This window comes from Bradyrhizobium sp. STM 3843 (assembly GCF_000239815.1).
In the GTDB taxonomy this organism is placed as follows: Bacteria; Pseudomonadota; Alphaproteobacteria; order Rhizobiales; family Xanthobacteraceae; genus Bradyrhizobium.
Window position 1 is genome coordinate 1 of record NZ_CAFK01000085.1, and the last position, 22,943, is coordinate 22,943.

Annotated in this window: 18 protein-coding genes; 6 read left to right on the forward strand and 12 right to left on the reverse strand. The window is 63.8% G+C overall.

Features of this window, described 5'->3' with window-relative positions; all coding sequences use genetic code 11:
• Nucleotides 1–408: 408 nt before the first annotated feature.
• The 4 genes from BRAS3843_RS11505 to BRAS3843_RS11520 form a co-directional block, all read right to left on the reverse strand.
• Nucleotides 409–789 (reverse strand): hypothetical protein, encoded by a 381-nt coding sequence (locus tag BRAS3843_RS11505; protein ID WP_008969051.1) that lies wholly within the window; start codon nucleotides 787–789, stop codon nucleotides 409–411.
• Nucleotides 790–896: 107 nt separating this feature from the next.
• A complete protein-coding gene (locus BRAS3843_RS11510) occupies nucleotides 897–1,775 on the reverse strand; it encodes a transglutaminase family protein (RefSeq protein ID WP_008969052.1) in 879 nt (292 codons plus the stop codon).
• The gene (locus BRAS3843_RS11515) at nucleotides 1,772–4,336 is read right to left on the reverse strand and encodes a circularly permuted type 2 ATP-grasp protein (RefSeq protein WP_008969053.1); all 2,565 of its coding nucleotides are present in this window, start codon (nucleotides 4,334–4,336) and stop codon (nucleotides 1,772–1,774) included. Before BRAS3843_RS11515 ends, BRAS3843_RS11510 begins: the two co-directional genes overlap by 4 nt.
• Before the next feature lie 30 nt (nucleotides 4,337–4,366).
• Nucleotides 4,367–7,675 carry a transglutaminase family protein gene (locus BRAS3843_RS11520; RefSeq protein WP_008969054.1) on the reverse strand — a complete coding sequence of 1,103 codons (3,309 nt, stop codon included), beginning with the start codon at nucleotides 7,673–7,675 and terminating at the stop codon, nucleotides 4,367–4,369.
• 582 nt (nucleotides 7,676–8,257) lie between these two features.
• Between BRAS3843_RS11520 and BRAS3843_RS11525 the strand changes: the two genes are divergently transcribed.
• On the forward strand, nucleotides 8,258–8,452 hold the full coding sequence (locus BRAS3843_RS11525; protein ID WP_008969057.1) for a hypothetical protein: 195 nt from the start codon (nucleotides 8,258–8,260) through the stop codon (nucleotides 8,450–8,452).
• 53 nt (nucleotides 8,453–8,505) lie between these two features.
• Here the strand turns inward: BRAS3843_RS11525 and BRAS3843_RS11530 are convergent, their stop codons facing one another.
• From BRAS3843_RS11530 to hpaR, 8 genes are all read right to left on the reverse strand, one after another.
• Complete coding sequence (locus tag BRAS3843_RS11530; RefSeq protein WP_008969058.1) at nucleotides 8,506–10,029, reverse strand: altronate dehydratase family protein; 1,524 nt, start codon at nucleotides 10,027–10,029, stop codon at nucleotides 8,506–8,508.
• 112 nt (nucleotides 10,030–10,141) lie between these two features.
• Complete coding sequence (locus BRAS3843_RS11535) at nucleotides 10,142–10,945, reverse strand: aldolase/citrate lyase family protein (RefSeq protein ID WP_035981473.1); 804 nt, start codon at nucleotides 10,943–10,945, stop codon at nucleotides 10,142–10,144.
• A gap of 79 nt (nucleotides 10,946–11,024) precedes the next feature.
• The gene (locus BRAS3843_RS11540) at nucleotides 11,025–12,110 is read right to left on the reverse strand and encodes a malate/lactate/ureidoglycolate dehydrogenase (protein ID WP_008969060.1); all 1,086 of its coding nucleotides are present in this window, start codon (nucleotides 12,108–12,110) and stop codon (nucleotides 11,025–11,027) included.
• 18 nt (nucleotides 12,111–12,128) lie between these two features.
• Nucleotides 12,129–12,857: an ABC transporter ATP-binding protein gene (locus BRAS3843_RS11545; RefSeq protein ID WP_035981490.1), complete on the reverse strand. Its 729-nt coding sequence runs from the start codon at nucleotides 12,855–12,857 to the stop codon at nucleotides 12,129–12,131.
• Nucleotides 12,857–14,638, reverse strand: a complete 1,782-nt coding sequence (locus tag BRAS3843_RS11550) for a branched-chain amino acid ABC transporter ATP-binding protein/permease (protein ID WP_008969062.1) — start codon at nucleotides 14,636–14,638, stop codon at nucleotides 12,857–12,859. Before BRAS3843_RS11550 ends, BRAS3843_RS11545 begins: the two co-directional genes overlap by 1 nt.
• Nucleotides 14,635–15,510, reverse strand: coding sequence for a branched-chain amino acid ABC transporter permease (locus tag BRAS3843_RS11555; RefSeq protein WP_008969063.1), 876 nt, complete (start codon nucleotides 15,508–15,510; stop codon nucleotides 14,635–14,637). The genes BRAS3843_RS11550 and BRAS3843_RS11555 overlap by 4 nt, the downstream gene beginning before the upstream one ends.
• An 85-nt stretch (nucleotides 15,511–15,595) precedes the next feature.
• Nucleotides 15,596–16,741, reverse strand: a complete 1,146-nt coding sequence (locus BRAS3843_RS11560; protein WP_008969064.1) for an ABC transporter substrate-binding protein — start codon at nucleotides 16,739–16,741, stop codon at nucleotides 15,596–15,598.
• Between the two features lie 241 nt (nucleotides 16,742–16,982).
• Complete coding sequence (gene hpaR, locus BRAS3843_RS11565) at nucleotides 16,983–17,492, reverse strand: homoprotocatechuate degradation operon regulator HpaR (RefSeq protein WP_008969066.1); 510 nt, start codon at nucleotides 17,490–17,492, stop codon at nucleotides 16,983–16,985.
• A gap of 113 nt (nucleotides 17,493–17,605) precedes the next feature.
• Between hpaR and hpaH the strand changes: the two genes are divergently transcribed.
• Genes hpaH through BRAS3843_RS11590 form a run of 5 tightly spaced genes read left to right on the forward strand, consistent with a single transcriptional unit; the run spans nucleotide 17,606 to nucleotide 22,898 of the window.
• Nucleotides 17,606–18,412, forward strand: a complete 807-nt coding sequence (gene hpaH, locus BRAS3843_RS11570; RefSeq protein WP_008969067.1) for a 2-oxo-hept-4-ene-1,7-dioate hydratase — start codon at nucleotides 17,606–17,608, stop codon at nucleotides 18,410–18,412.
• A 23-nt stretch (nucleotides 18,413–18,435) separates the two neighbouring features.
• Complete coding sequence (locus BRAS3843_RS11575; protein WP_008969068.1) at nucleotides 18,436–18,834, forward strand: 5-carboxymethyl-2-hydroxymuconate Delta-isomerase; 399 nt, start codon at nucleotides 18,436–18,438, stop codon at nucleotides 18,832–18,834.
• Entirely contained in the window at nucleotides 18,827–20,365 is a 1,539-nt protein-coding gene (hpaE, locus tag BRAS3843_RS11580; protein ID WP_008969069.1) for a 5-carboxymethyl-2-hydroxymuconate semialdehyde dehydrogenase, read from the forward strand. Before BRAS3843_RS11575 ends, hpaE begins: the two co-directional genes overlap by 8 nt.
• 10 nt (nucleotides 20,366–20,375) lie before the next feature.
• Complete coding sequence (locus BRAS3843_RS11585) at nucleotides 20,376–21,251, forward strand: fumarylacetoacetate hydrolase family protein (RefSeq protein ID WP_008969070.1); 876 nt, start codon at nucleotides 20,376–20,378, stop codon at nucleotides 21,249–21,251.
• Nucleotides 21,252–21,272: 21 nt separating this feature from the next.
• Nucleotides 21,273–22,898 (forward strand): thiamine pyrophosphate-dependent enzyme, encoded by a 1,626-nt coding sequence (locus BRAS3843_RS11590; protein ID WP_008969071.1) that lies wholly within the window; start codon nucleotides 21,273–21,275, stop codon nucleotides 22,896–22,898.
• Nucleotides 22,899–22,943 lie beyond the last annotated feature (45 nt).

Here is a 22,943-nt window from a genome sequence, read left to right on the forward strand (position 1 = left end):
GATGAGGGACAATGAGTTTCAAGCACAACTCGGGCCTAACGAGCCGCGGGAACACGAGGTTATGGGTCGATTGGCGAAGCAACACACCCGATGTCATTCCGGGGCGCGCCTGCAAGGCGCGAGCCCGGAATCCATAACCACCATCGTGAGTATGGATTCCGGGCTCGCCCTCCGGGCGCCCCGGAATGACGGTGGGGGAAACATCCGCCGTTCTCGACGCCCATGATTGTATACGAAGGACGATGACGGCGGTGAATAGATGATGAGCCGGCCTCAGCATGATGCGATGTGCGGAGACATCGACCTAACTCACCCGTCATCGCGAGCGCCGCGAAGCGAGCCAGAGCCTCGCGCGAAGCTCTGGATTGCGTCGTCGCCATCGCTCCCCGCGTGACGTCAGAAATTGGACTACCGCCCGTACACCACCGGCGCGCGGCGCACGATCACTGGCGGCGGCAGCTCACGTTGCCAGACGCGGCCGTCATCGAACTGCATGCGCATGCCGTCGGGCGAATAGACCACGCTTTCGTCGCGCGCATCGATCCACAGCCGGCTGTACGGGGCGTTCCAGTCCGGCCAGGCACGATAGGACTCGCCGGTCTCGGTGGTCAGGTTCACGGCATCGCCGTTCTGAGTCACGAAGGCCGGCGCGCCGATCATGCCGTCGCGGCACATCTGGATGCAGCGGTAGGTGCCGGTGAGGTTGGGAAGGGGTTGCGCGGATGCACTGCCGGCAACACAGGCGGCCAACAAGCCAACTACAACCGATACACGTGTCATGTCGATCACTCCATTGCTCGGAAAGGGAACAAGCATCCCCTGCCCTCGGTGTGATCAAAGCGCGACTGCAGCAATTCGTTCCGCCAGTTCCCCAGTTCGGAACCGCTTCGGCAGCTCTACGCGATCAGCATCACGTCAACGGCCACGCCGAGCTTCTGCTTCGGCGAGCCGACGATGATGCCGTCGACCGGCGAAACGTCGGCGAAGTCACGGCCCATGCCGAGGATGATATGATCATTGGCGACGATGAGATCATTGGTCGGGTCGAAGCCGATCCAGCCCAGCGCCTCGCCACACCACAGCGACACCCAGGCATGCGTCGCGTCCGCGCCCTGCAGCCGCTGCTGTCCCTCCGGCGGGATCGTACGCAGATAGCCGCTGACATAGGCGGCCGGCAGGCCGAGACCGCGCAGGCCGGCGATCATGACATGCGCGAAGTCCTGGCAGACGCCAGCGCGATTGCCGAACACTTCGGTCAGCGGTGTCGAGATCACGGTCGCCTTGGGGTCATACCTGAACTCATTGCGGATACGGCGCATCAGATCGGCCGCGCTGGTGAGAATGCCGGCCGATGCCGGAAAGCTCGCCGCCGCATAGTCGGTGGCAGGCTTCAGGATCGGCACCAGCGCACTGGCGAAGACATAGCCGATCGGCGAGGACGGGCCGAGGCTGCTTGCCGCAAACGCCGCCTCGCGTACGTTCTCCCAGGCTGGGCTCGAAGCGCTGCGCTCCGGCGGCTTGCGCGACAGCTTCACGCGCGAGCGCGAATCGATGCGCAAATTGCGATGCGATTTGTCGATCACGATGCTTTCGGTCAGCGTGCCGTAGAAATCACGCCGCGCGGTGCGCTCGACCGGGCGCGGACGGATATCGACGCTGTGCGAGATCAGCTCCTGGCCGCCCCCATTGAGAGGTTCGAGCCGCAGCGTGCAGCGCGCGAAGCTCACCGCGCTCTCATACTCGTAGGTCGTAACGTGCTGGATGTCGTAGATCACGCCAGGCCCGTCAGCTTTTCCGGCCGGCTGGCATGGGCCCCGTGGGGGAAATAGTGCTGCCCGATCGCGTCCGACAGGTTGAGCAGATCCTGTTCCAGCGCGAACATCGTCTTGGTGTCGAGATGCGCGGCCTCCGCCGTGGTCAGCGCGGCCTGCAGGGACACCGCCAGACGCTGCGGACGCTCGATCAACCCGTTCTCCTTCAGCACCGGGAGGCTCGCGATGTGCTCGTTCAGCGCTTCGACCTGGAATGCGATGGAGCGCGGATTATAGGGATCGAGCACGACGAGGTCGCGGATCGGCGCGAGCAACGGTCCGATCAGATAGCGCGAGCGGTAGGTGATCTGACAGTCCACCAGCGTAAGCAGAATGTCGAGGTCCTCGGGGCTCGCCTCGTCGTAGCCGAACTGGCGGGCGAAACGCAGCGTGTTGATGCCGCGCTCGACGCGGCGGCCGATCTCGAGGAAGCGCCAGCCGGCGGCGCGATTCATGTTCTCCTGCGCAAGCCCCGCGAAGCTCGACAATGCGCTAAGCCCTGTCTCTGCCGCGCTGATGAGGCCGTCATCGTCGTCGATCGGTTGCGCAAGCCGCGTCGGCATCTCCGCGATGATCTGCCAGGCATCCGGCGACAGCCGCTCACGCAGCGACGTCGCGGTGCGCTGCGCCGCACGCAGCAGCGACAGCGCCGAGCCGAACTGCGCCTCGGCCTGCAGCGCCTCAACGGCGGCACGCGGATCCTGCCCACGCGGACCTTGCGCGATCGCGCCCCAGGCGAGCAGCAGCCGGCGGATGCGTTCGGCCGCGGCAAGCATTGCCGGCGAGCCCCTGCCGGGATCGCGCTGCTGGGCGGCCAGCGCACGGATCAGCCGCAAGGTCGCCTCGGCGCGTTCGAGATAGCGGCCGAGCCAGAACAGATTGTCGGCGGCGCGGCTCGGCAACACGCCGGCGATGCGCCGGATGCGCACGCTGTCGGAGCCCGGCAGCAGCGTATGCGCGGGCACAGCCTTGTCGGCGACCACCCAGACGTCGGCGGCGCGGGCGCCGTCGCCCATCGACACCGCGCGCGCATCGAGCTTGTCGGCGATGCGGCAGAAACCACCGGGCATGATCGCCCAGCCGTCGGGGGTGGCGGCCGCGAACACCCGCAGCACGAACGGCCGCGGCGTGATCTTGCCTTGCTCCCACACCGGCGTCGTCGACAGCCGCACCACCTCCTGGGCGACGTAGTCGACGCCGCGCTCGGCCATCGCTACGCGCAACCGCTCGCGCTCCGCAGGGGACAGTTCGCTCGGAAGCACCGGCCCCTCGCCGGCAAAACCCGGCACGTCACGGCCATAGGCGCCGGCGATCGCGAACTCATCGAGCCGCGACAGCACCTCTTCGCGCGCGGCCTTCTGGCCGCACCACCAGGTGGCGATATGCGGGATCTTGAGCTCCTCGCCGAGCACGCGCTGGCACAGGCTCGGCAAGAAGCCGAGCAGCGCGCGCGCTTCCAGGACGCCGGAGCCCGGCATGTTGGCGACCACGACGCCGCTCTTGCGCAACACATCGATCAGCCCGGGCACGCCGAGCCGCGAGGCGGCATCGAGTTCGAGCGGATCGAGCGAGTTGGAATCGACCCGCCGCAGCAGCAGGTCGACGCGCTTGAGCCCGGCGACGGTGCGGACATGAACGCGATCACCTGTGACGGTGAGATCTTCCCCCTCGACCAGGAGGAAGCCGAGATAGCGCGCCAGGGTGGTGTGCTCGAAGTAGGTCTCGCTGAACGCGCCCGGCGTCAGCACGCCGATGCGCGGTTCGTCGCGGTCGGCGCTGGCACGCAACGAATCGCGGAAGGACTCGAAAAACGGCGCAAGACGCGCGACGTTCATCGACTTGTAGAGCGAGGAGAAGGCGCGCGACAGCACCAGGCGATTTTCCAGCGCATAACCCATGCCCGATGGCGCCTGCGTGCGGTCGCTCAGCACCCACCACCGGCCGTCGGGCCCGCGGCCGATATCGGCGGCGTAAATGCCGAGAAAGCGGCCGCCCGGTGGCTTCATACCCGCAATCGGACGCAGATATTCAGTCGAGCCGGCGATCGCGGCCGCAGGGATCGCACCTTCCGCAACCAGCCGCCCCTCGCCATACAGATCCTGCAGGACCCGATCGAGCAATTCGGCGCGCTGGATGATGCCGGCGGAGAGCTGGGCCCATTCCGTCTCGTCGATCAGGAGCGGCAGATGGCTGAGCGGCCACAGCCGCTCGGTCCCCTCCCCGGGTGCGCGATAGGTGACGCCGGCTTCCCGCAGATGGCGGTCGGCGGAGGCGAAGCGCCGTTCGATGTCGGTCGGTGCGAGCGCAGCGAACGTATCGACGAAGCGGGACCAGACCGGGCGCGGCGTGCCATCCGCGGCAATGAACTCATCAGGAATTCCAGGCAGCGGATGATAGTCACGCATCCATTGCGCCACCCGCCGCGAGGCAGGCCGCGGCTCGGCTGCTACGCTCGTTGCGACCGGGCTACCCGCCTGCTCCCGGCCGGTCTCTTGGCCGGTGTTTTGGCTGGTCGCGTCCGCCATCCCTGCTCTCCTGCCCCACCTCTCCCATTTTCAATGACGGAGCGGACGCCGCAAGTCGAGGGTCATCGGGAATTCAATTGTGCGTTCCTCGCCCGGCGGGTCGATCTTGCCGGGCGTGTGGCCGTGATCCTGGAATCGGGCCAGCCGGCGCGCCTCCGCCTCATAGGAATTGATTGGTTTGGTGTCGTAGTTGCGACCGCCGGGGTGGGCGACGTAGTAGACGCAGCCGCCGAGCGAACGGCCATTCCAGGTGTCGATCAGGTCAAATGTCAGCGGCGAATGCACCGGAATCGTCGGATGCAGGCCCGAGGCCGGCTGCCAGGCCTTGAAACGAACCGCGGCAACCGCCTCGGCCGAGCGTCCGGTCGGGGTCATCGGCAGGCGCCGGCCATTGCAGGTCACGACGTGGCGCCCTTCGATGAAGCCCTCGGCCTTGACTTGCAACCGTTCGACCGAGGAATCCACGAAGCGGACCGTGCCGCCGGCCATGCCCTCCTCACCCAGCACATGCCAGGGCTCGAGCGCCTGGCGAAGCTCCAATGTCACACCGCCATGCTGGACCCGGCCGAAGGTCGGAAAACGGAACTCCAGCTGCGCCAGATACCATTCAGGCGAAAATTCATAGCCGGACAGCCTCAGCTCATCCAACACATCAAGAAAGTCTTCCCAGATGAAATGCGGCAGCATGAATCGGTCGTGCAGCGCGGTGCCCCAGCGGACGAACTTGCCCTCCTGCGGCTCGCGCCACAGCTTTGCGATCAGCGCCCGGATCAGAAGCTGCTGCGCCAGCGACATCCGCGGATCCGGCGGCATTTCCAATGCGCGGAACTCGACCAGACCAAGCCGGCCCGTCGGCCCTTCCGGCGAATAGAGCTTGTCGATGCAGATCTCGGCGCGATGGGTGTTGCCGGTAATATCGACCAACAAATTCCGGAACAGACGGTCAACCAACCACAGCGGCACACTCTGACCGGCCGGCGGCACCTGGGCCAGCGCGATCTCGAGCTCATAAAGGCTGTCATGCCGGGCCTCATCGATCCGCGGCGCCTGGCTGGTCGGCCCGATAAACATGCCGGAGAACAGATAGGACAGCGACGGATGACGCTGCCAGTACAAGACAAGACTCTTCAACAGATCAGGCCGGCGCAGGAACGGCGAGTCCGGCGGGCTCACGCCGCCGACCACGACATGATTGCCGCCGCCGGTGCCGGTGTGCCGGCCGTCGATCAGGAAACGGTTGGCGCCGAGCCGGACCTTGGACGCATCCTCATAGAGGCCGAAGGTGATGTCGACCGCCTGCCGCCAGTTTTGCGCCGGCTGGATGTTGACCTCGATCACGCCGGGATCGGGCGTCACCTTGATCACTTCGATGCGCGGGTCGTAAGGCGGCGCATAACCTTCGACATGAACCTTGATCTGCATCGCCTCAGCCGTCGCTTCGACAGTGGCGATCAACTCCAAGTAATCCTGGACATTTTCGACCGGCGGCATGAACACGCAGAGGACGCCGTCGCGGATTTCGACCGAGATCGCCGTGCGTATCCCCGGTCCGCTCCCGGACTGATATTGCACGTCCTGCTGGGGCACGCGGTCGAGCTTTTCGAGCGGCGCCACCCGCGGAACGATCACGGGGCGGCCGGGTGCAAACATCGGCAGCGGACCGCGCGGCTCGAACGGGTCCTGCGGATGGATATAGGGATAGTCCCCCGGCGGGATGTAGATCAGCGAGGCGATCGGCAGACGGAGGCCGAGCGGCGAGTCGCCCGGCACCAGGAACAGCCGTCCGCGCCGCAGCTTCCAACGCTCGCTGCGCCAGCGGCGCGCCTCCGCATTCCAGCGCTGGATCGGGAGTACGAAGCCACGCGGTATGTGCAGGCCTTCGTCGAACACCCGCGCCATGCGGGCGCGTTCCTCGGGATCGGCGAGCTTGGAATCGACGACGTCGACATTCTCCGGCAGTGCGGCTTCCTTCTGCAGCCAGTGCGTAGGATCCTCGAACGCGGGCAGCACATAATCAGTGCCGAGCCCGAGCGTCTGCGCGGTCGTATCAAGGAACCGCTCGGCGTCTTCGATCGTGACATTGCGCGGCCCATCGACGCTCGCGATCAGGTCGCCGTTCCGCCAGATCGGCTCACCATCCTTGCGCCAGTAGAGGCCAAAGGCCCAGCGCGGCAGGCTTTCGCCCGGATACCATTTGCCCTGGCCATAATGCAGCAGGCCGCCAGGCGCGAAGCGGGTCCGCAGCCGCCTGATGAGATCGTCGGCGAGCCCGCGCTTGGCCGGACCGACCGCAGCCGTATTCCATTCGGGCGATTCCATGTCGTCGATCGAGACGAAGGTCGGCTCGCCGCCCATGGTGAGGCGCACGTCATGTGCGGCGAGGTCGGCATCGACCGCCTCGCCCAGCCGGTCGAGCTTGGCCCAGGCGTCATCGGAGAACGGCTTGGTGATCCGGGGCGCCTCGCGGATGCGCCTCACATTCATCTCGAAGCCGAACTCGACCTCGGCAGCGCCGGCGCTGCCCGAAATCGGCGCCGCGGATCGATAATGCGGCGTCGCAGCTACCGGAATGTGGCCTTCGCCCGCCAGCATGCCCGAGGTGACATCAAAGCCGATCCAGCCGGCACCGGGCAGATAGACCTCCGCCCAGGCGTGCAGATCAGTAAAGTCGTTCTCGACCTCCCGCGGCCCCTCGACCGGGTCGAGGTCCGGGCGCAACTGAATCAAATATCCGGAAACAAATCGCGCCGCCAAGCCGAGATGCCGCAAGATCTGGATCAGCAGCCAGGCGGAGTCCCGACAGGAACCCGCAGCGCTCGACAGCGTCTCCTCCGGCGCTTGAACGCCGGGCTCCATCCTGATGATGTAGCGAATCTTTTTTTGCAGTTGCGCATTGAGGTCGACCAGGAAGTTGACCGTATTGGTGGCCTCGCGCGGAATCGACTTCAAGTAATCAGCCAACAAGGGACCCGGCGCGATGGTCTCGAGATAAGGCGCCAGCTCGGCCTTCAATCCGTCCGGATAGTTGAACGGAAAGCTGTCCGCATACGGCTCCACGAAAAAGTCGAAGGGATTGATCACGGTCATCTGCGCCGTGAAATCCACCTCGATTTTGAGTTCGTTCACCCTTTCCGGGAAGATATAGCGAGCCAACCAGTTGCCCTGGGGGTCCTGCTGCCAGTTCACGAAGTGGTCCGGCGGCGTGACCTTGAGCGAATAGCTCAGAATCGGCGTGCGGGTGTGGGGCGCCGGCCGCAATCGGATGGTCTGTGGGCCGAGGTCGACGGGGCGGTCGTACTTATAATGAGTAACGTGATGTAACGCGACGTAGATTGACACGGGACTGATTGCTCCAGCGGCTTTTTTGAGCAGAACATTGCTGTGCCGCAGGATCAAGCATTAACAAACGGCAATCGTGCCTATGAACTACCCGCGCTGGTACCGCCGGAGGTGTCAGTTCCTGGAGTACACACTCGCTTCCAGGCCGGTCAGATCGAAAGCATTACTGGAATCATGAGCTTGCTAGTATCCACGTCCCGAAATCCTGATAACGGCGTAGTTGCGACCAGATATGAGGGAGGCTCGTGATGAGGGGCCAAGGTTCGACAACGACGTGTATTCCGTCTCGGTTCCCGTCTTTCCTGACCGGGGGCGCGTGTCCGTCATGCCAGACCATGACACCTGTGGTAACATATTGGAGTTGATCTAATTTGAAGATGGAATTACCAGTCCCCGCCGCAGGGCCAGTTGTCCACAGGCGGCAAAGCCGCTCTGTCACGTAAGATTGACCTCGCCTCCCGTTGTTATATCAACAACTATACCACTAACTAACTGCAACTAATCGCGGTTTCACGCGCCGCAGTTGCTTGATAGCTGGCCCCCGCGTGCTATTTAGGGCAAACCTCACCAAAGGAGAATCATGTGGCTAAGGCAACTAAGAAGGCACCGAAGAAACTGGCGCGCAAGCCCTACACGGCAGCTGACATCAAGCTGTTGAAGCAGCATTCGAAGTCGAAGACCCCGGTCGCGAAGATCGCGAAGCAGATGAAGCGCACCGAAGGCTCGCTGCGGCAGAAGGCCCTGGCGCTCGGGATCGGCTTGGGCCACCAGCGCTAACGCGTTGGCGGGGCGCGCACGACAGCCCGGACATCGTGCCGGGCTGCGCCGGCTTACATCGTCGCCCCTAACACCCACGGGGCAAATTCGGCGCCGCCGAAGTCGAAGCTCTCGCTCTTGGTCGGCTGACCGGAGGCCGTCTTCAGCATCAGCTCGAAGATACGCTGGCCGCACTCCTGCACCGTCTCCCCGCCATCGAGGATGGTGCCGCAGTTGACGTCCATGTCGTCTTCCATCCGCTTGTACATCGGCGTGTTGGTTGCGAGCTTGATCGACGGCGCAGGCTTGCAGCCGAATACACTGCCACGTCCGGTCGTGAAGCAGACCAGGTTGGCGCCACCGGCCACCTGGCCCGTTGCTGCGACCGGGTCGTAGCCTGGCGTGTCCATGAACACGAAACCCTTCTTGGTGACGGGCTCGGCGTAGCGCAGCACGTCGACCAGGTTGGTGCTGCCGGCCTTCGCCATCGCACCGAGCGATTTCTCCAGAATGGTCGTGAGGCCGCCGGCCTTGTTACCGGGACTCGGATTGGCGTTCATCTCCGCGCCCTCGCGCGCGGTATACTCTTCCCACCAGCGCATCAGCGAGACCAGCTTCTCGCCGACCTCGGGGCTCACCGCGCGCCGGGTCAACAGGTGTTCCGCGCCATAGGTTTCCGGCGTTTCGGACAGAATCACGGTCCCACCATGGCGGACCAGCAGATCGCTCGCCGCGCCCAGCGCCGGATTGGCCGAAATACCGGAATAGCCATCGGAGCCGCCGCATTGGAGTGCCACCGTCAGCTCGCTGGCCGAGACCGGCTCACGCCTGACCTTGTTGGCGTCGGCGAGCGCCTCCTTGACGAACGCGATGCCGGCCTCGACGGTCTTGCGGGTGCCGCCGACCTCCTGGATGTCCATGGCGCGGAGACGGCCCGCAAGCTTCTGCTCCTCCATCAAGCCGCCGATCTGATTGGCCTCGCAGCCCAGCCCCAGCACGATCACGGCGGCGAAGTTGGGGTGCCGTGCATAGCCGCCGAGTGTCCGCCGCAGCAGTCTCAACGGCTCATCGAGCGTCATGCCGCAGCCGGTCTTGTGCGTCAGCGCCACCACGCCATCCACGTTCGGATAGTCCGCCAGCGGATTATCGCCGGTGAACGGGTTCTTCTTGAAGACATCAGCAATGAGACCCGCGACGTGGGCGCTGCAATTCACGGAAGTGAGAATGCCGATGTAGTTGCGGGTGGCGACCCGCCCGTCCGGACGGCGGATGCCATCGAAGGTCGCCGGCAAATCGAAATTCGGCGTCGGCTTGACGTCGACGCCGAAGGCATAGTCCTTGGCAAAATCCCCCATGCCGCAGTTCTGGGTGTGGACATGCTGGCCCGGCGCAATCGGCGCAGTCGCAAAGCCGATGATCTGGCCATAACGCCGGATCGGCTCTCCTTTCGCAATCGGCCTGATGGCAACCTTGTGACCGGCCGGGATGCGTTCCGAGGTCGTGACTCCATCGATAACCGCCAATCCCGCTGGCAAGCTCGCGCGCGCGATCAGCACGCTATCGTCGGGATGCAGACGGATGACGGGAGCGGGAGTCATGGCGGAGTCTCTCTGGTTTAGTTGAAGATCGAGCGAGATGGGCGAATAGCACATGGCGAGTAGCGAATGGATCGATCCCTTTTCGCTACTCCCTGTCCGCTATTCGCACACCTCACGCCTTGCCCGCGGAATCCTTGCGGGTCTGTGCCACCTGCATCTTCGCGTAGGTCGCCATCAGCCCGACCTCGTTCGACAGGGTGACGAGCTTGAAGCCCATGTTGATCGCACGCACCGCGCCTTCGGCGCCGCTGCAGTGAATGCCGGGATTGAGGCCGCGCTTGCCGCATTCCTTCACGATCTTTTCGTAGATGGCCAGGATCTCCGGCTCTTCGCGGTCAAGCTTCGGCACCAGACCGTAGGAGAAGCCGAGATCGGACGGACCGATATAGACGCCGTCGATACCCTCCACATCCAGGATCGCCTCCATGTTCTCGACCGCCGTCCTGGTTTCCATCATCGGCAGCAGTACGATCTCGTCGTTGGCGGTCTTCTGATATTCGCCGGCGGCGCCATACAGGCCGGACCGGATCGGCCCGTTCGAGCGGGTGCCCTTCGGCGGATATTTGGAATAAGAGACAAGGTTCCTGGCTTCGTCGGGTGTATTGACCATCGGGCAGATCACGCCATAGGCGCCGCCGTCGAGCACCTTGCCGATGACGCCGGGTTCGTTCCAGGGCACGCGCACCATCGGCGTCACTGGATGGCCATGCATGGCCTGGAAACATTGCACCATCGACAGATAGTCCTGCACGCCGTGCTGCATATCGACCGTGACGCTGTCGAAGCCGCATTGCGCTACCACCTCGGCGGAGAAGCCGGAGGGGATCGCAAGCCACGCGTTGACCACGGCCTTGCCTTGCGCCCAGAGTTGCTTGACCTTGTTGTTTGCCACTTGGTTTCCTTCCCCTTTATCCATCCCGCTCTCACCGTTGCCAACAAGGCGGTCGAGCGATCATGCCTGGTCGTATCGCCTGCACTTGCAAGGCCGGTATCGATCAGGCGGTTGCCCGCTGAATGCTTGCCTCGCTGACGCCAACCTCGCGCGCTGTGCCTACTATCGCCGCCCACGTGTCATCCGGCAAGGGTACGCCGTTCGCGGTGCGCTCGGCACGCATCTTTCGCTCGGGATCGCCGGGCACCAGCACCTGATCGACGCCGCCAACCGGCTTGGTCGCACGGATGAAGTCCGTATAGCGCGTGACTTCGTCGTCGAAGAAGTCCGAGGGATCGACCACCTTGGGGTCGATATAGAACGCCAGCATGCCGTTGGCGAAGCGCCGATTGGCCGAGGTCGCGCCGGTGCCGGTCAACGCGCCACCCAACAGCTCGCAGATGAAGGCGAGCCCCGAGCCTTTGTGCTCGCCGAAAGCACGGATCGCGCCCGTCCCCTTGGTGTGGTCGCGCGCGCCCTCAGCCTCATAGGGACCGTAGAGCACGGCGGGATCTTCGCTCAGGCTGCCGTCGGCATCGATCAGCGCGCCCTTCGGCAGCTTCTTGCCGCCGCGGCTTGCGACCAGGACCTTGCCTTCGGCAACGATCGAGGTGGCAAAATCCAGCACGATCGGATCCTGCCCCTGGCGCGGGATGCCGACGCAATAGGGTGCGGTCGAGAACCGTTTCTCAACGCCGCCAAACGGCGCAACCAGAAGCGAGCCGGCGGCGGTGACGAAATGCACCGACACCAGCCCCTCGGCGGCCGCCATCTCGGCCCAATCACCAACCCGGCCGAGATGGCCGGAATTGCGCAGAGCAAGCGCGGCAAGGCCCGCCGTCTTGCATTTCTCGATGCCGAGCTTCACCGCTTGGGGCGTCACCGTCTGACCGTAGCCGAACTTGCCATCGACCACCACGAGCGAAGGCGTGTCGATCACGACCTCAGGGGTCTGGTTGGGCACGATCGAGCCCATCTTCTTCCATCGGATGTAGACCGGCACGCGGATCACGCCGTGGCTGTCATGCCCGGTGAGGTTCGCCGTGGTGAGATAGGTTGCGATCCGGCGCGCCTCCTCGGATGAGGATTCGGCATGCTCGAAAATGTCGGCAACGAAATCGATGAGATTTGCGACCTTGATGGTGACCATGACAACTCGCAGATACGATCAGGCAGGAACTTTCGCATGACCGCCCAGATAGGCGGCGCGAATGGCTTCGTTGCCCCACAACTCGTCGGGCTTGCCGCCGAGCACAATACGCCCGGTTTCCAGCACATAGCCATAGTCGGCAACAGATAGCCCCATGCGCGCATTCTGCTCGACAAGCAAGACCGTCGTTGATCGGCGAATTTCCGAGATGATCCGGAACACCGCCTGCACGATCACGGGCGCGAGGCCGAGTGATGGCTCATCCAGCAGCAGCAGCTTCGGCTTGGCCATCAGTCCGCGCGCCACCGCCACCATTTGCAGCTGGCCGCCGGAGAGCGTCCAGCCCAGCGCATTGGAGAACTTCCGGATGTCCGGAAACAGGTCGAACATGGCGTCCGCCTCGCGCGACAGCTGCGCTTTCGGCGCGCGGCGGTTCGAGGCGCCGAGCATGATGTTTTCCTTCACCGTCAGGCCCGGGAACACCCGCCGCCCCTCCGGCACGTGCGAAATGCCGCGCCGCACGATCGTCTCCGGCCCGAGTCCTGAAATTGGTTCGCCATCGAAGACGATCTCGCCCGACGCCGGCTTTGTCAGGCCCGATATCGCCCGCAAGGTGGTCGACTTGCCGGCACCATTGGCGCCGAGCAGGGTGACAACCTTGCCCTCCTCCACGCTGAATGAAACGCCGCGCAGCGCCTCGATCTCACCGTAGCGCACGACAAGGTTACGAACTTCGAGTAGCGGCATCATTCGCTCCCGAGATAGGCGGAGACGACATCGGGATGGCGCAGCACGGCCATCGATTCACCGTCCGCGATGCGGCGACCGAAATTGAGCACCGTGATGTGCTGCGCGGCTTCACTGACCAAGGTCATGTCGTGATCGATGATCAGGATCGTGAGGCCTTGCGCGGCGATCCGCTTCAGCAGCTCATGCAGTTCGAGCTTCTCGGTCGAGTTCAGCCCGGCCGCCGGCTCGTCGAGCAGAAGCAGCGTCGGGTTTGCCGCCAGCGCGCGTGCGATCTCGATCAGCCGCTGGTGCCCGTAGGAGAAGCTCGTGATCAGTTCGTTGGCACGGTTGCCGAGCCCGACGAAGGTCAGCGCCTCCATGGCCCGCTCCGTCAGGGCCGCATGGCCCCCGGTTCCGATCATCGTGTTGCCGGATCGCTCGGCGCCGATCTCGACGTTCTCGAGCGCCGTCATCGACCGGAACAGCCGGATGTTCTGGAACGTCCGCCCGAGCCCTGCTGCCGTACGCTGATGCGGCGGCATGTTGGTGATATCAGTCCCGTCGAGCAGGATCGTGCCCGACGTGGCCTTATACAGGCCCGAGAGCACGTTGAGCGTGGTGGTCTTGCCTGATCCGTTCGGCCCGATCAAAGCGTGCACGCCCCCGCGCCTCACCGCAATATCGACACTGTCGACCGCTTTGAGACCGCCGAAGTGCTTCGACAGGCCTTTGACTTCCAGCACGATATCGCCGCCTGTTGTCGCGGGCTTCAGCTGCAGCGGCTTGACGGCCGGCGGCGCCTTGGTCTTCGTCCGCCAGCGGTCGAACCCCGCGGTGACAAAGCCCCAAATGCCCTCGGGCATGAAGCGAATGATCAGGATCACGAACAGACCGTAGATCGCCAAATAAAGTCCCGGCACGCTTTTGAGGAAGCGCAGCCATTCCGGGATGAGGATCAGAAGACCGGTGCCAATCACCGACCCGATCGGAGACGCCACGCCGCCAAGCAGCGACATCGTCAGGAACACGATCGACTCGGCAAAGGAGAACTGATCCGGACTGACATAGGCGAAACCGCCGGCGAACAAGCCACCGGCGAGCCCGCCGAGCATGGCACAGATCGCGAAGGCGTAGACCTTTGTTTTGAAGATATCGATGCCGTTCACGCCGGCCGCGAGCTCGTTGTCGCGCACCGCTCGCATGGCGCGGCCGAGCTTGGTGTCCGGCAGATGCCAGACGATGTAGCCCACGATTGCCAGCGCCGCGACGCAGAAGGCCAGATAGCTCTGGGAGCTCGCAAACAGCGATGGACGACCAATCCGGGACACGCCGTCGGGCCCATGCGTCAGCCAGATGGCATTGATCATCACCAGCGTCATGATCTGCTGGAACGAGATCGTCACCATCGCGAGATAGTGTCCGCCGAGCCGCAAGGTCGACATGCCCAAAAATGCGCCCGCGACGATCGCGACCAGACAGCCAGCGACCAGGCAGAGCCAATAGCTCATCTGCAGGTCAGTGGTGCCGAGACCCACGGCGTAGGCGCCCAGGCCGAAGAAGGCCGCTTGTGCCAGATTGATCTGACCGCACAGACCGAGCACGACGGAAACCCCGAAGACCGCGATCGAGAAGGTCGTCGCCTGCAACAGGATGTTGAGGACATAACCGTCGAACTGCATCGACGCGGCGAGCATCACCAGAACTGCGGCGGCGATGAAATAGGGAACGTGTCTCAGCACGGCGGGCCTCGAACGCGCTGTCGATACGGTACCCCGCATGTTGTCGCTTTCTACGCTCATGCCTTCTCCGCCACGCGTTCGCCAAAAATGCCCTGCGGCCGGAAGATCAGGAAGGCGACCAGCACCAGAAAGGCGAAGCCGTCCTTGTACGGGACAGAAATGTAGGCCGCGCCAAACGTCTCGATCACGCCGAGCGCAAGACCGCCGATGATCGCACCGGCCACATCGCCGAAGCCACCGATGATGGTCGCCGCGAAGGCCTTCAGCGCGATCGTCGAACCCATCTGGATCGAGACGAACAGAATTGGCGCCACCAGGATGCCCGCGAGGCCGCCAAGAACTGCGGAATAGATGAAGGTGATCATGATCATCGTCGACACGGAAATTCCGAGCAACGACGCCATCTCCTTGTCTTGCGAGGTGGCCTGAAGCTTCTTGCCGAGAAGCGTGTGCTCGAAGAACCAATAGTTGAAGATGACGAGCGCGATCGTCACCGCGATGATCAGAAGATACTGGCTGTCCAGATAGACCGGTCCGAGTTGAATTCCCGGCGTCTCAAACCAGCCCTGCAGCACCTGCGGCTGCGGGCCGTAGATCGCCAGCACCGAATTGGCAAGCAGGATCGAGGCGCCGATGGTCGCGATGATGACCGGCAGATAGCTGCGATGACGCAGCGGATAATACACACCGAGATTGAAGATCATGCCGAGGAGCGCCATGCCCGCAAGGGCAATCAGGAACGACAGCCAGTAGGGCCAGCCGAGATCGACCGCGAAGACCACCATCAGATAGGCCGCGACCATCGAGAACTCGCCTTGCGCGAAGTTCACCACATTGGTGGCACGGAAGATCAGAACGAAGCCGAGCGCGACCAGCGCATAGACGGCACCGATCCCGATACCCGTGAACAAGAGTTGAAGAACGAGATCCATGACGGCCGGAGACCCCTCGAGGGAAGCGCTTGCGACGAAGCGATGGCGACCTCCCCGCCCGATGCGGAGAGGTCGCTGCGCACGGTCAGTCCGTGAACTCGATATGCTTGTCGAAGGCGATGTTGCCCTTATCGTTCTTCACGATGTTGTAGCCGTGCAGGCCGTCGCCGTTCTGGTCGAAATTGTATTCGCCCTCGGCGCCCGGGAATTTCTTGATCGCAAGAATCGCCTCGCGGATTTTGCCGGGCTCGGTCGAGCCGGCCTTGTTGATCGCGGCCGCAAGCACATTGATAGCGTCGTAGGTCCACGAGCTCTGGTTGTCGGGTGCAACCTTGGCGACCTCGCGATACGCCTTGCCGAACGCCTTCGAGGCCTCGCTGGAGTCCTCGGCGTAATCGGCGACTCCATAGGTGTTGTAGAGAGCTGGACCGGCGAGCTTCAACGCCGTGATATTGACGATCGAGGGCGAGCCGACCCAGGGAATATTGACGCCAAGCTGGCGTAGCTGGCGCGCAAAGATGCCAAGATCGTTCTCGAAGGTGAAATAGGAGCCGAGGATGTCAGCACCCGACTGCTTGATCGCGAGCACGACCGGCGTGAAGTCCTGGCTCTGGTTGGCATAGCCCTGATCGAGCACGGCCGGGGAGCCAAGCTTCTCCAGCGCGGCCGAGAGCGCCTTGCCGCCCGCAGTGCCGAACGCGTCGGTCGAATGCAAAATTGCCCACTTCTTCTTGCCGAGCGTATTGACGCCATATTCGGCGATGACACGGCCGGAGTAGCTGTCGTTAGGACGGAAGCGGAACAGCCATTGGTTGCCCATATGGGTGAGGTTCGGATCGGTGCCGCCGATCATCACGGGCTTGCCGAGCTTGAGCACGTCGGGCGCCATCGCATGCACCTGGGTCGAACGGATCGAGCCGAGGAAGGCCACGATGTCGGACTGGGCAGCGAGCTTGGAGAAGGCCAGCACAATACCCGGATTGGTGGTCTGGTCATCCTCGACGATGAGTTCGGCCTGCTTGCCGAGAATACCGCCGGCCTTGTTGACCGCGTCGAGGGCGAGCTTGGCGCCCTTGATGGCGTAGCCGCCCGATTCCGCTGCCGGACCCGTCACGGGTGCGCACATGCCGATCTTGATCGTCGAGGCCTGCGCACGGGCGCTGGTGATGATGGAAGGTGCAGCAAGTCCGGCGACGATGCCGGCCGCGAAATCGCGTCTCGTCAAACTCATCTATAGTCCTCCCTGACCGCCTGTTGTGAGCGGCCCTGCTCGTGCTCGCGGATCTTCGTCCGCAGAACCATGGCTGTTTAAGGGCTCTTTAGGCCCGAGTAAATTGCAATCGCGACGATATCGATCCTGTGAGTAGTCACGCCACTTTAAAATGATTAACGCCGCTGGGGCTTCCGCATTCCACCTGCCTAGCTCTTGATCAAGTTATGCAACTAAGCCGGAGCGTCATGCAAAACTGCGTTCACTCCCTCTCCGCGACAAGAAGGTCTCCAGCAAGACTGGCCTCCAGATCAACCAGCATCTTTTGCAGCTCGTCCAATCTGCGTACGCCGTAGCGGGCCGCGATCGCCGCGTAGATGGCCTCCGACGTGGGAGCAACCTGGGCAATCAGCTTCAGGCCTTTCGGTGAAATCGAGAGGAGACCGCGCCTGAGATCGTTCGTATCAGTCTGGCGCTCGATCAAGCCGCGTGCGTCAAGATCCCGCAGGATTCGCGACAGGCTGGGGCCGAGCAGAAAAGCCACCCGCGCAAGCTCCGTTACATCGATCGCCTCGACTGCGGCCAATGCACGCAGGATGCGCCATTGCTGTTCGGTCAGGTCATGCTTGCGCAAGTTGGGGCGGAACTGGCGCATCACGGCTTCGCGAGCGCGAAGCAGCGCCATCGGCAAGGATTGCGAAAAGCCCCGCATCGGGACCGGATGCGCCTCCCTTGCTCCTTGCTTGCCGCTCGCTGCCCGCTTCTGCGCCATATGATCGCCGACCGCCCATTCAAATGTTTGCAATGCAGCAAACGTTATCCGGTTTGCGCGCCGAAACTTAACATGTTAATCATTTGTGGCAACACCCCATATGTGCTCGCGCCATGACCCTTTCCGACGCTGACATTCGCCGATGCGCCACACGCCTGCATGAGGCGGAGCGAAGCCGCGTGCAGATCAGGCAGTTGTCGCAGGACTTTCCGGACATCACGATCGAGGACGCCTATGCGATTCAAAAAGCGTGGATCACGATCAAGGTCGCCGAAGGGCGCATCATCAAGGGCCACAAGATCGGTCTGACCTCGAAGGCGATGCAGAGCGCCCTCAATATCGACGAGCCGGATTCCGGCGTGCTGCTGGACGACATGTTCTTTGCAGACGGCGGGACCGTTCCCTCCGATCGCTTCATCGCGACCCGGATCGAGGCGGAGCTGGCTTTTGTCATGAAACAGCGGCTGTCAGGACCGGACTGCACTTTGTTCGACGTTCTCAATGCAACCGATTTCGTGGTGCCGGCGCTCGAGATCCTGGACACGCGCATCGAACGGGTGGACGCGGAAACCAGGGCCACACGCAAGATCTTCGACACCATTGCCGACAATGCGGCCAATGCCGGCATCGTGCTCGGCGGCCGACCGCTGCGACCGCTGGACGCCGATCTGCGCTGGATCGGCGCGCTTTGCTACAAGAACGGACAATTGGAGGAGACCGGGCTCGCCGCCGGCGTGCTCAATCATCCGGCGACGGCCGTGGCTTGGCTGGCCAACAAGGTCGCAGCCCAAGAGCTCGCGCTGGAGCCGGGCCAGGTGGTGCTGGCGGGCTCGTTCATCCGCCCGATCGAGGCCCGCAAAGGCGACACGATCCAGGCCGACTATGGTCCCTATGGGACCGTCAGTTGCTACTTCGCTTGAACATCCTGCCGGACGATCCGATCATGCCGCATTTCAGCATCGAATATTCCGCCAATCTCGAGCCACGCGTCGATATCAAGGAGCTCTGCGAGGTCGTCCGTAAGGCGGCGGCCGAGACCGGCATCTTCCCGATCGGCGGCATTCGCGTCCGCGCCATCCGCTGCGAGCACTACGCGATCGCCGACGGCAAGACGGATTACGGCTTCCTCGCGATGCTGCTGCGGCTCGGCGAAGGCCGCGACCTTCCCGCCCGACAGAAGGCCGGCGAGCATGTGTTCGGAGCGCTCTCCAACTATCTCGATCCTGTCTTCGCCAACAGCAAGTTCGCACTGTCATTCGACATGCAGATCAACGATGCCGCGACGAGCTGGAAGCGCAACAACATCCACGACGCCCTGAAAGCGGAGGCTACCCATGGATAAGGCCACGCCGAAACAAGACATCCTCAAGGCCAACCTCGACCGCGCGGCGCCCCTGCTCGCCAAGCTGAAGGAGGACGGCATCGGCCACATGATCGACGGCCGGATCGTGCCGTCGATCTCGGGCGCGACGTTCGAAACACGCTCGCCGATCGATGGTGCGCAGCTTGCCACGGTGGCGCGCGGCAATGCCGAGGATATCGACCGCGCCGCGACGGCGGCAGCACTCGCGTTCAGGAGCTGGCGCGAGATGCCGCCCTCCTTGCGGCGAAAGCTCCTGCATCGGGTCGCCGACGCGATTGAAGATCATGCCGAAGATATCGCGGTGCTCGAATGCATCGATACCGGCCAGGCCTATCGGTTCATGGCCAAGGCCGCGATCCGCGCCGCGGAGAATTTCCGCTTCTTTGCCGACCGATGCACGGAAGCCCGCGACGGCCTCAACATGCCGAGCGAGGAGCATTGGAACATTTCGACGCGCGTGCCGATCGGCCCGGTCGGCGTGATCACGCCTTGGAATACGCCGTTCATGCTGTCGACCTGGAAGATCGCGCCCGCCCTCGCTGCCGGCTGCACCGTCGTGCACAAGCCGGCGGAATGGTCGCCCATCACGGCGCATTGGCTCGCGAAGATCGCGAAGGAGGCCGGCATCCCCGATGGCGTGCTCAACACGGTGCACGGCTTCGGCGAAGACGCCGGCAAGGCGTTGACCCAGCATCCCGCCATCAAGGCGATCGGCTTCGTCGGTGAAAGCGCCACGGGCTCGGCGATCATGGCGCAGGGCGCGCAGACCCTGAAGCGCGTGCATTTCGAGCTGGGCGGCAAGAACCCGGTGATTGTGTTCGACGACGCCGATCTCGACCGTGCCTTGGACGCGGTCGTGTTCATGATCTACTCGCTGAATGGCGAGCGCTGCACCTCCTCGAGCCGGCTGCTGGTGCAGCGGAGCATTGCCGACAGCTTCGTTGAAAAACTTACCGCCCGGGTCAAGGCTTTGAAGGTCGGCCACCCGCTCGACCCGGCAACCGAGATCGGACCGCTGATCCATGAGCGGCACCTGGCAAAGGTCTGCTCCTATTTCGACATCGCGCGGCAGGATGGCGCCGTGATTGCGGCCGGCGGCCAGCCGCATGATGGGCCCGGCGGCGGGCATTATGTGCAGCCGACCCTGGTCACCGGCGCCCACAGCAAGATGCGCGTCGCGCAGGAAGAGGTGTTCGGCCCATTCCTCACGGTGATCCCGTTCGGTGACGAAGCGGAGGCGATCGAGATTGCGAATGATGTGCGCTACGGGCTGACCGGCTATGTCTGGACCAACGACATGGGCCGCGCCTTACGCGTTGCCGACGCGCTGGAGGCCGGCATGATCTGGCTGAATTCGGAAAACGTCCGTCATCTGCCGACGCCGTTCGGCGGCATGAAGGCGTCCGGAATCGGCCGCGATGGCGGCGACTACTCGTTCGAGTTCTACATGGAGACCAAGCACGTCTCCATGGCGCGCGGCACCCACAAGATCCAGCGGCTCGGTGTGTAAGGAGACGCTCATGCCCGCCCCTGCCCGTTTCGCGACCTATGCAATCGACGGCGCCGTCCGTTACGGTGCCGTCACTGATCGCGGCATCGTCGATCTGTCATCGCACTTTGCCAAGGACTATCCGAGCTTGCGCGAGGTGATCGCCGCAGGCGCGCTGCCGCGATTGACTGAGGCCGCCGCAGGGCGCGCGCCGGATCACGCGCTGGACGCGATCACCTGGCTGCCGCCGATCCCGGCCTCGGAAAAGATCATCTGCATCGGCGTCAATTATCCCGACCGCAACGCCGAGTACAAGGACGGCCAGGACGCGCCGAAATATCCGTCGATGTTCATGCGGACGCCGCGCTCCTTCGTCGGCCACAATACGCCCTTGGTGCGTCCCCGCGCCTCGCCGCAGCTCGATTATGAAGGCGAGCTCGTCATCATCATCGGCAAGGCCGGACGCCACATCGCCGAGAAGGATGCGCTGGGCCACATCGCCGCGCTCACGCTCTGCAATGAAGGCACCATCCGCGACTGGGTGCGGCACGCCAAATTCAACGTCACCCAGGGCAAGAATTTCGATTCGACCGGCAGCCTCGGACCGTGGATCGTGCCCTATGCGGACGAGACGCAGATCGCCGACATCCGATTGATGACGCGCGTCAATGGCGAGCTGCGGCAGGACGACCGCACCTCGCGGCTGATCTTCGGCTTCCGATATCTCATCAATTACATCTCGACCTTCACCACATTGGTACCCGGTGACGTGATCGTGACGGGCACCCCGACCGGCGCCGGTGCGCGGTTCGATCCGCCGCGCTATCTGAAGCCCGGCGACGTGATCGAGGTCGAGGCCGAAGGCATCGGCATCTTGCGCAACGGCGTCGTCGACGAAGCCCTGTAACTCCGGAAATTGGAACTGCCAATGACCATCATGACCGGCGGCGAAGCCATCGTCAGCGGCCTTGTCGCCCACGGCGTCGATACTGTGTTCGGCCTGCCGGGCGCGCAAATCTATGGCCTGTTCGACGCATTCCATCAGGCGCAGCTGAAGGTGATCGGCGCCCGCCACGAGCAGGCCTGCGGCTACATGGCGTTCGGCTATGCGCGCGCGAGCGGCAGGCCGGGCGTGTTCAGCGTGGTGCCCGGCCCCGGCGTGCTCAATGCGGGTGCAGCGATGCTCACGGCGTTCGGCTGCAACGAGCCGGTGTTGTGCCTGACCGGCCAGGTGCCTACCGATTATCTCGGCAAGGGCCGCGGCCATCTGCACGAGATGCCGGATCAGCTCGCGACCTTGCGCACTTTTATCAAGTGGGCCGAGCGGATCGAATATCCCGACGCCGCGCCGACGCTGGTCTCGCGCGCCTTCCAGGAGATGATGTCCGGCCGGCGCGGACCGGCCGCGCTCGAGATGCCTTGGGACGTGTTCACGCAAGCCGGCGAGACCGCCGCCGCCAAGCCATTCGCACCATTCCCGGCGCCGCTGCCTGATCCCGACCGTATCGCAAAGGCGGCAGCGCTGATTGCAGGCTCGAAAGCGCCAATGATCTTCGTCGGCGGCGGCGCGATCGATGCGCGTGAGGAGATCCTCGAGCTCGCCGAGATGATCGATGCGCCCGTGGTCGCCTTCCGCTCCGGACGCGGTATCGTTTCCAATGCGCATGAGCTCGGGCTCACCATGGCGGCCGCCTACAAGCTGTGGCCCACGACTGATCTGATGATCGGCATCGGCTCCCGCATGGAGCTGCCGACCACTTTCCGCTGGCCATTCCGGCCCGATGGGCTGAAGTCGATCCGCATCGATATCGACCCGGCCGAGATGCGGCGGATCAGCGTGGATGTCGGCGTCGTCAGCGATGCCAAGGCTGGCACGGCGGCGCTGATCAGCGCCGTCGGCAAGGCCGCTCATAAGAAGACCGCCGGCCGCCGTGCCGCCATTCGCGAGGCCACCGCCGCGAGCTTGCAGGAGATCCAGAAAGTGCAGCCGCAGATGGCCTATCTGAACGTGCTGCGCGAAGTGCTGCCGCACGACGCTGTCGTCACCGACGAGCTGTCGCAGGTCGGCTTCGCCTCCTGGTACGGCTTTCCGGTCTATGAGCCGCGCACTTTCATCACCTCAGGCTATCAGGGCACGCTCGGCTCGGGCTTTCCGACCGCGCTTGGCGCCAAGGTCGCCCGCCCCGACAAGCCGGTGGTCGCGATCACAGGCGACGGCGGCTTCATGTTCGGGGTCCAGGAGCTCGCCACCGCTGTGCAGTACAACATCGGCGTGGTGACGCTGGTGTTCAACAACAATGCCTACGGCAACGTGCGGCGCGACCAGCGCGAGCGCTTCGACGGCCGCGTGGTCGCCTCGGACCTGGTCAATCCGGATTTCGTCAAGCTCGCGGAATCGTTCGGCGTGGCGGCGAGCCGGGTCACTGCGCCGGATCACTTCCGCACCGCGCTCGAGAAGGCGCTGGCTCATGGCGGGCCCTATCTGATCGACATCGAGGTGCCCAGGGACAGCGAGGTCTCGCCATGGGCCTTCATCCATCCGGCGAAGCCTTAGTTTCCGGGGCAGCCCAAAAGCGCTGAGCCCGGAATGACACCAACT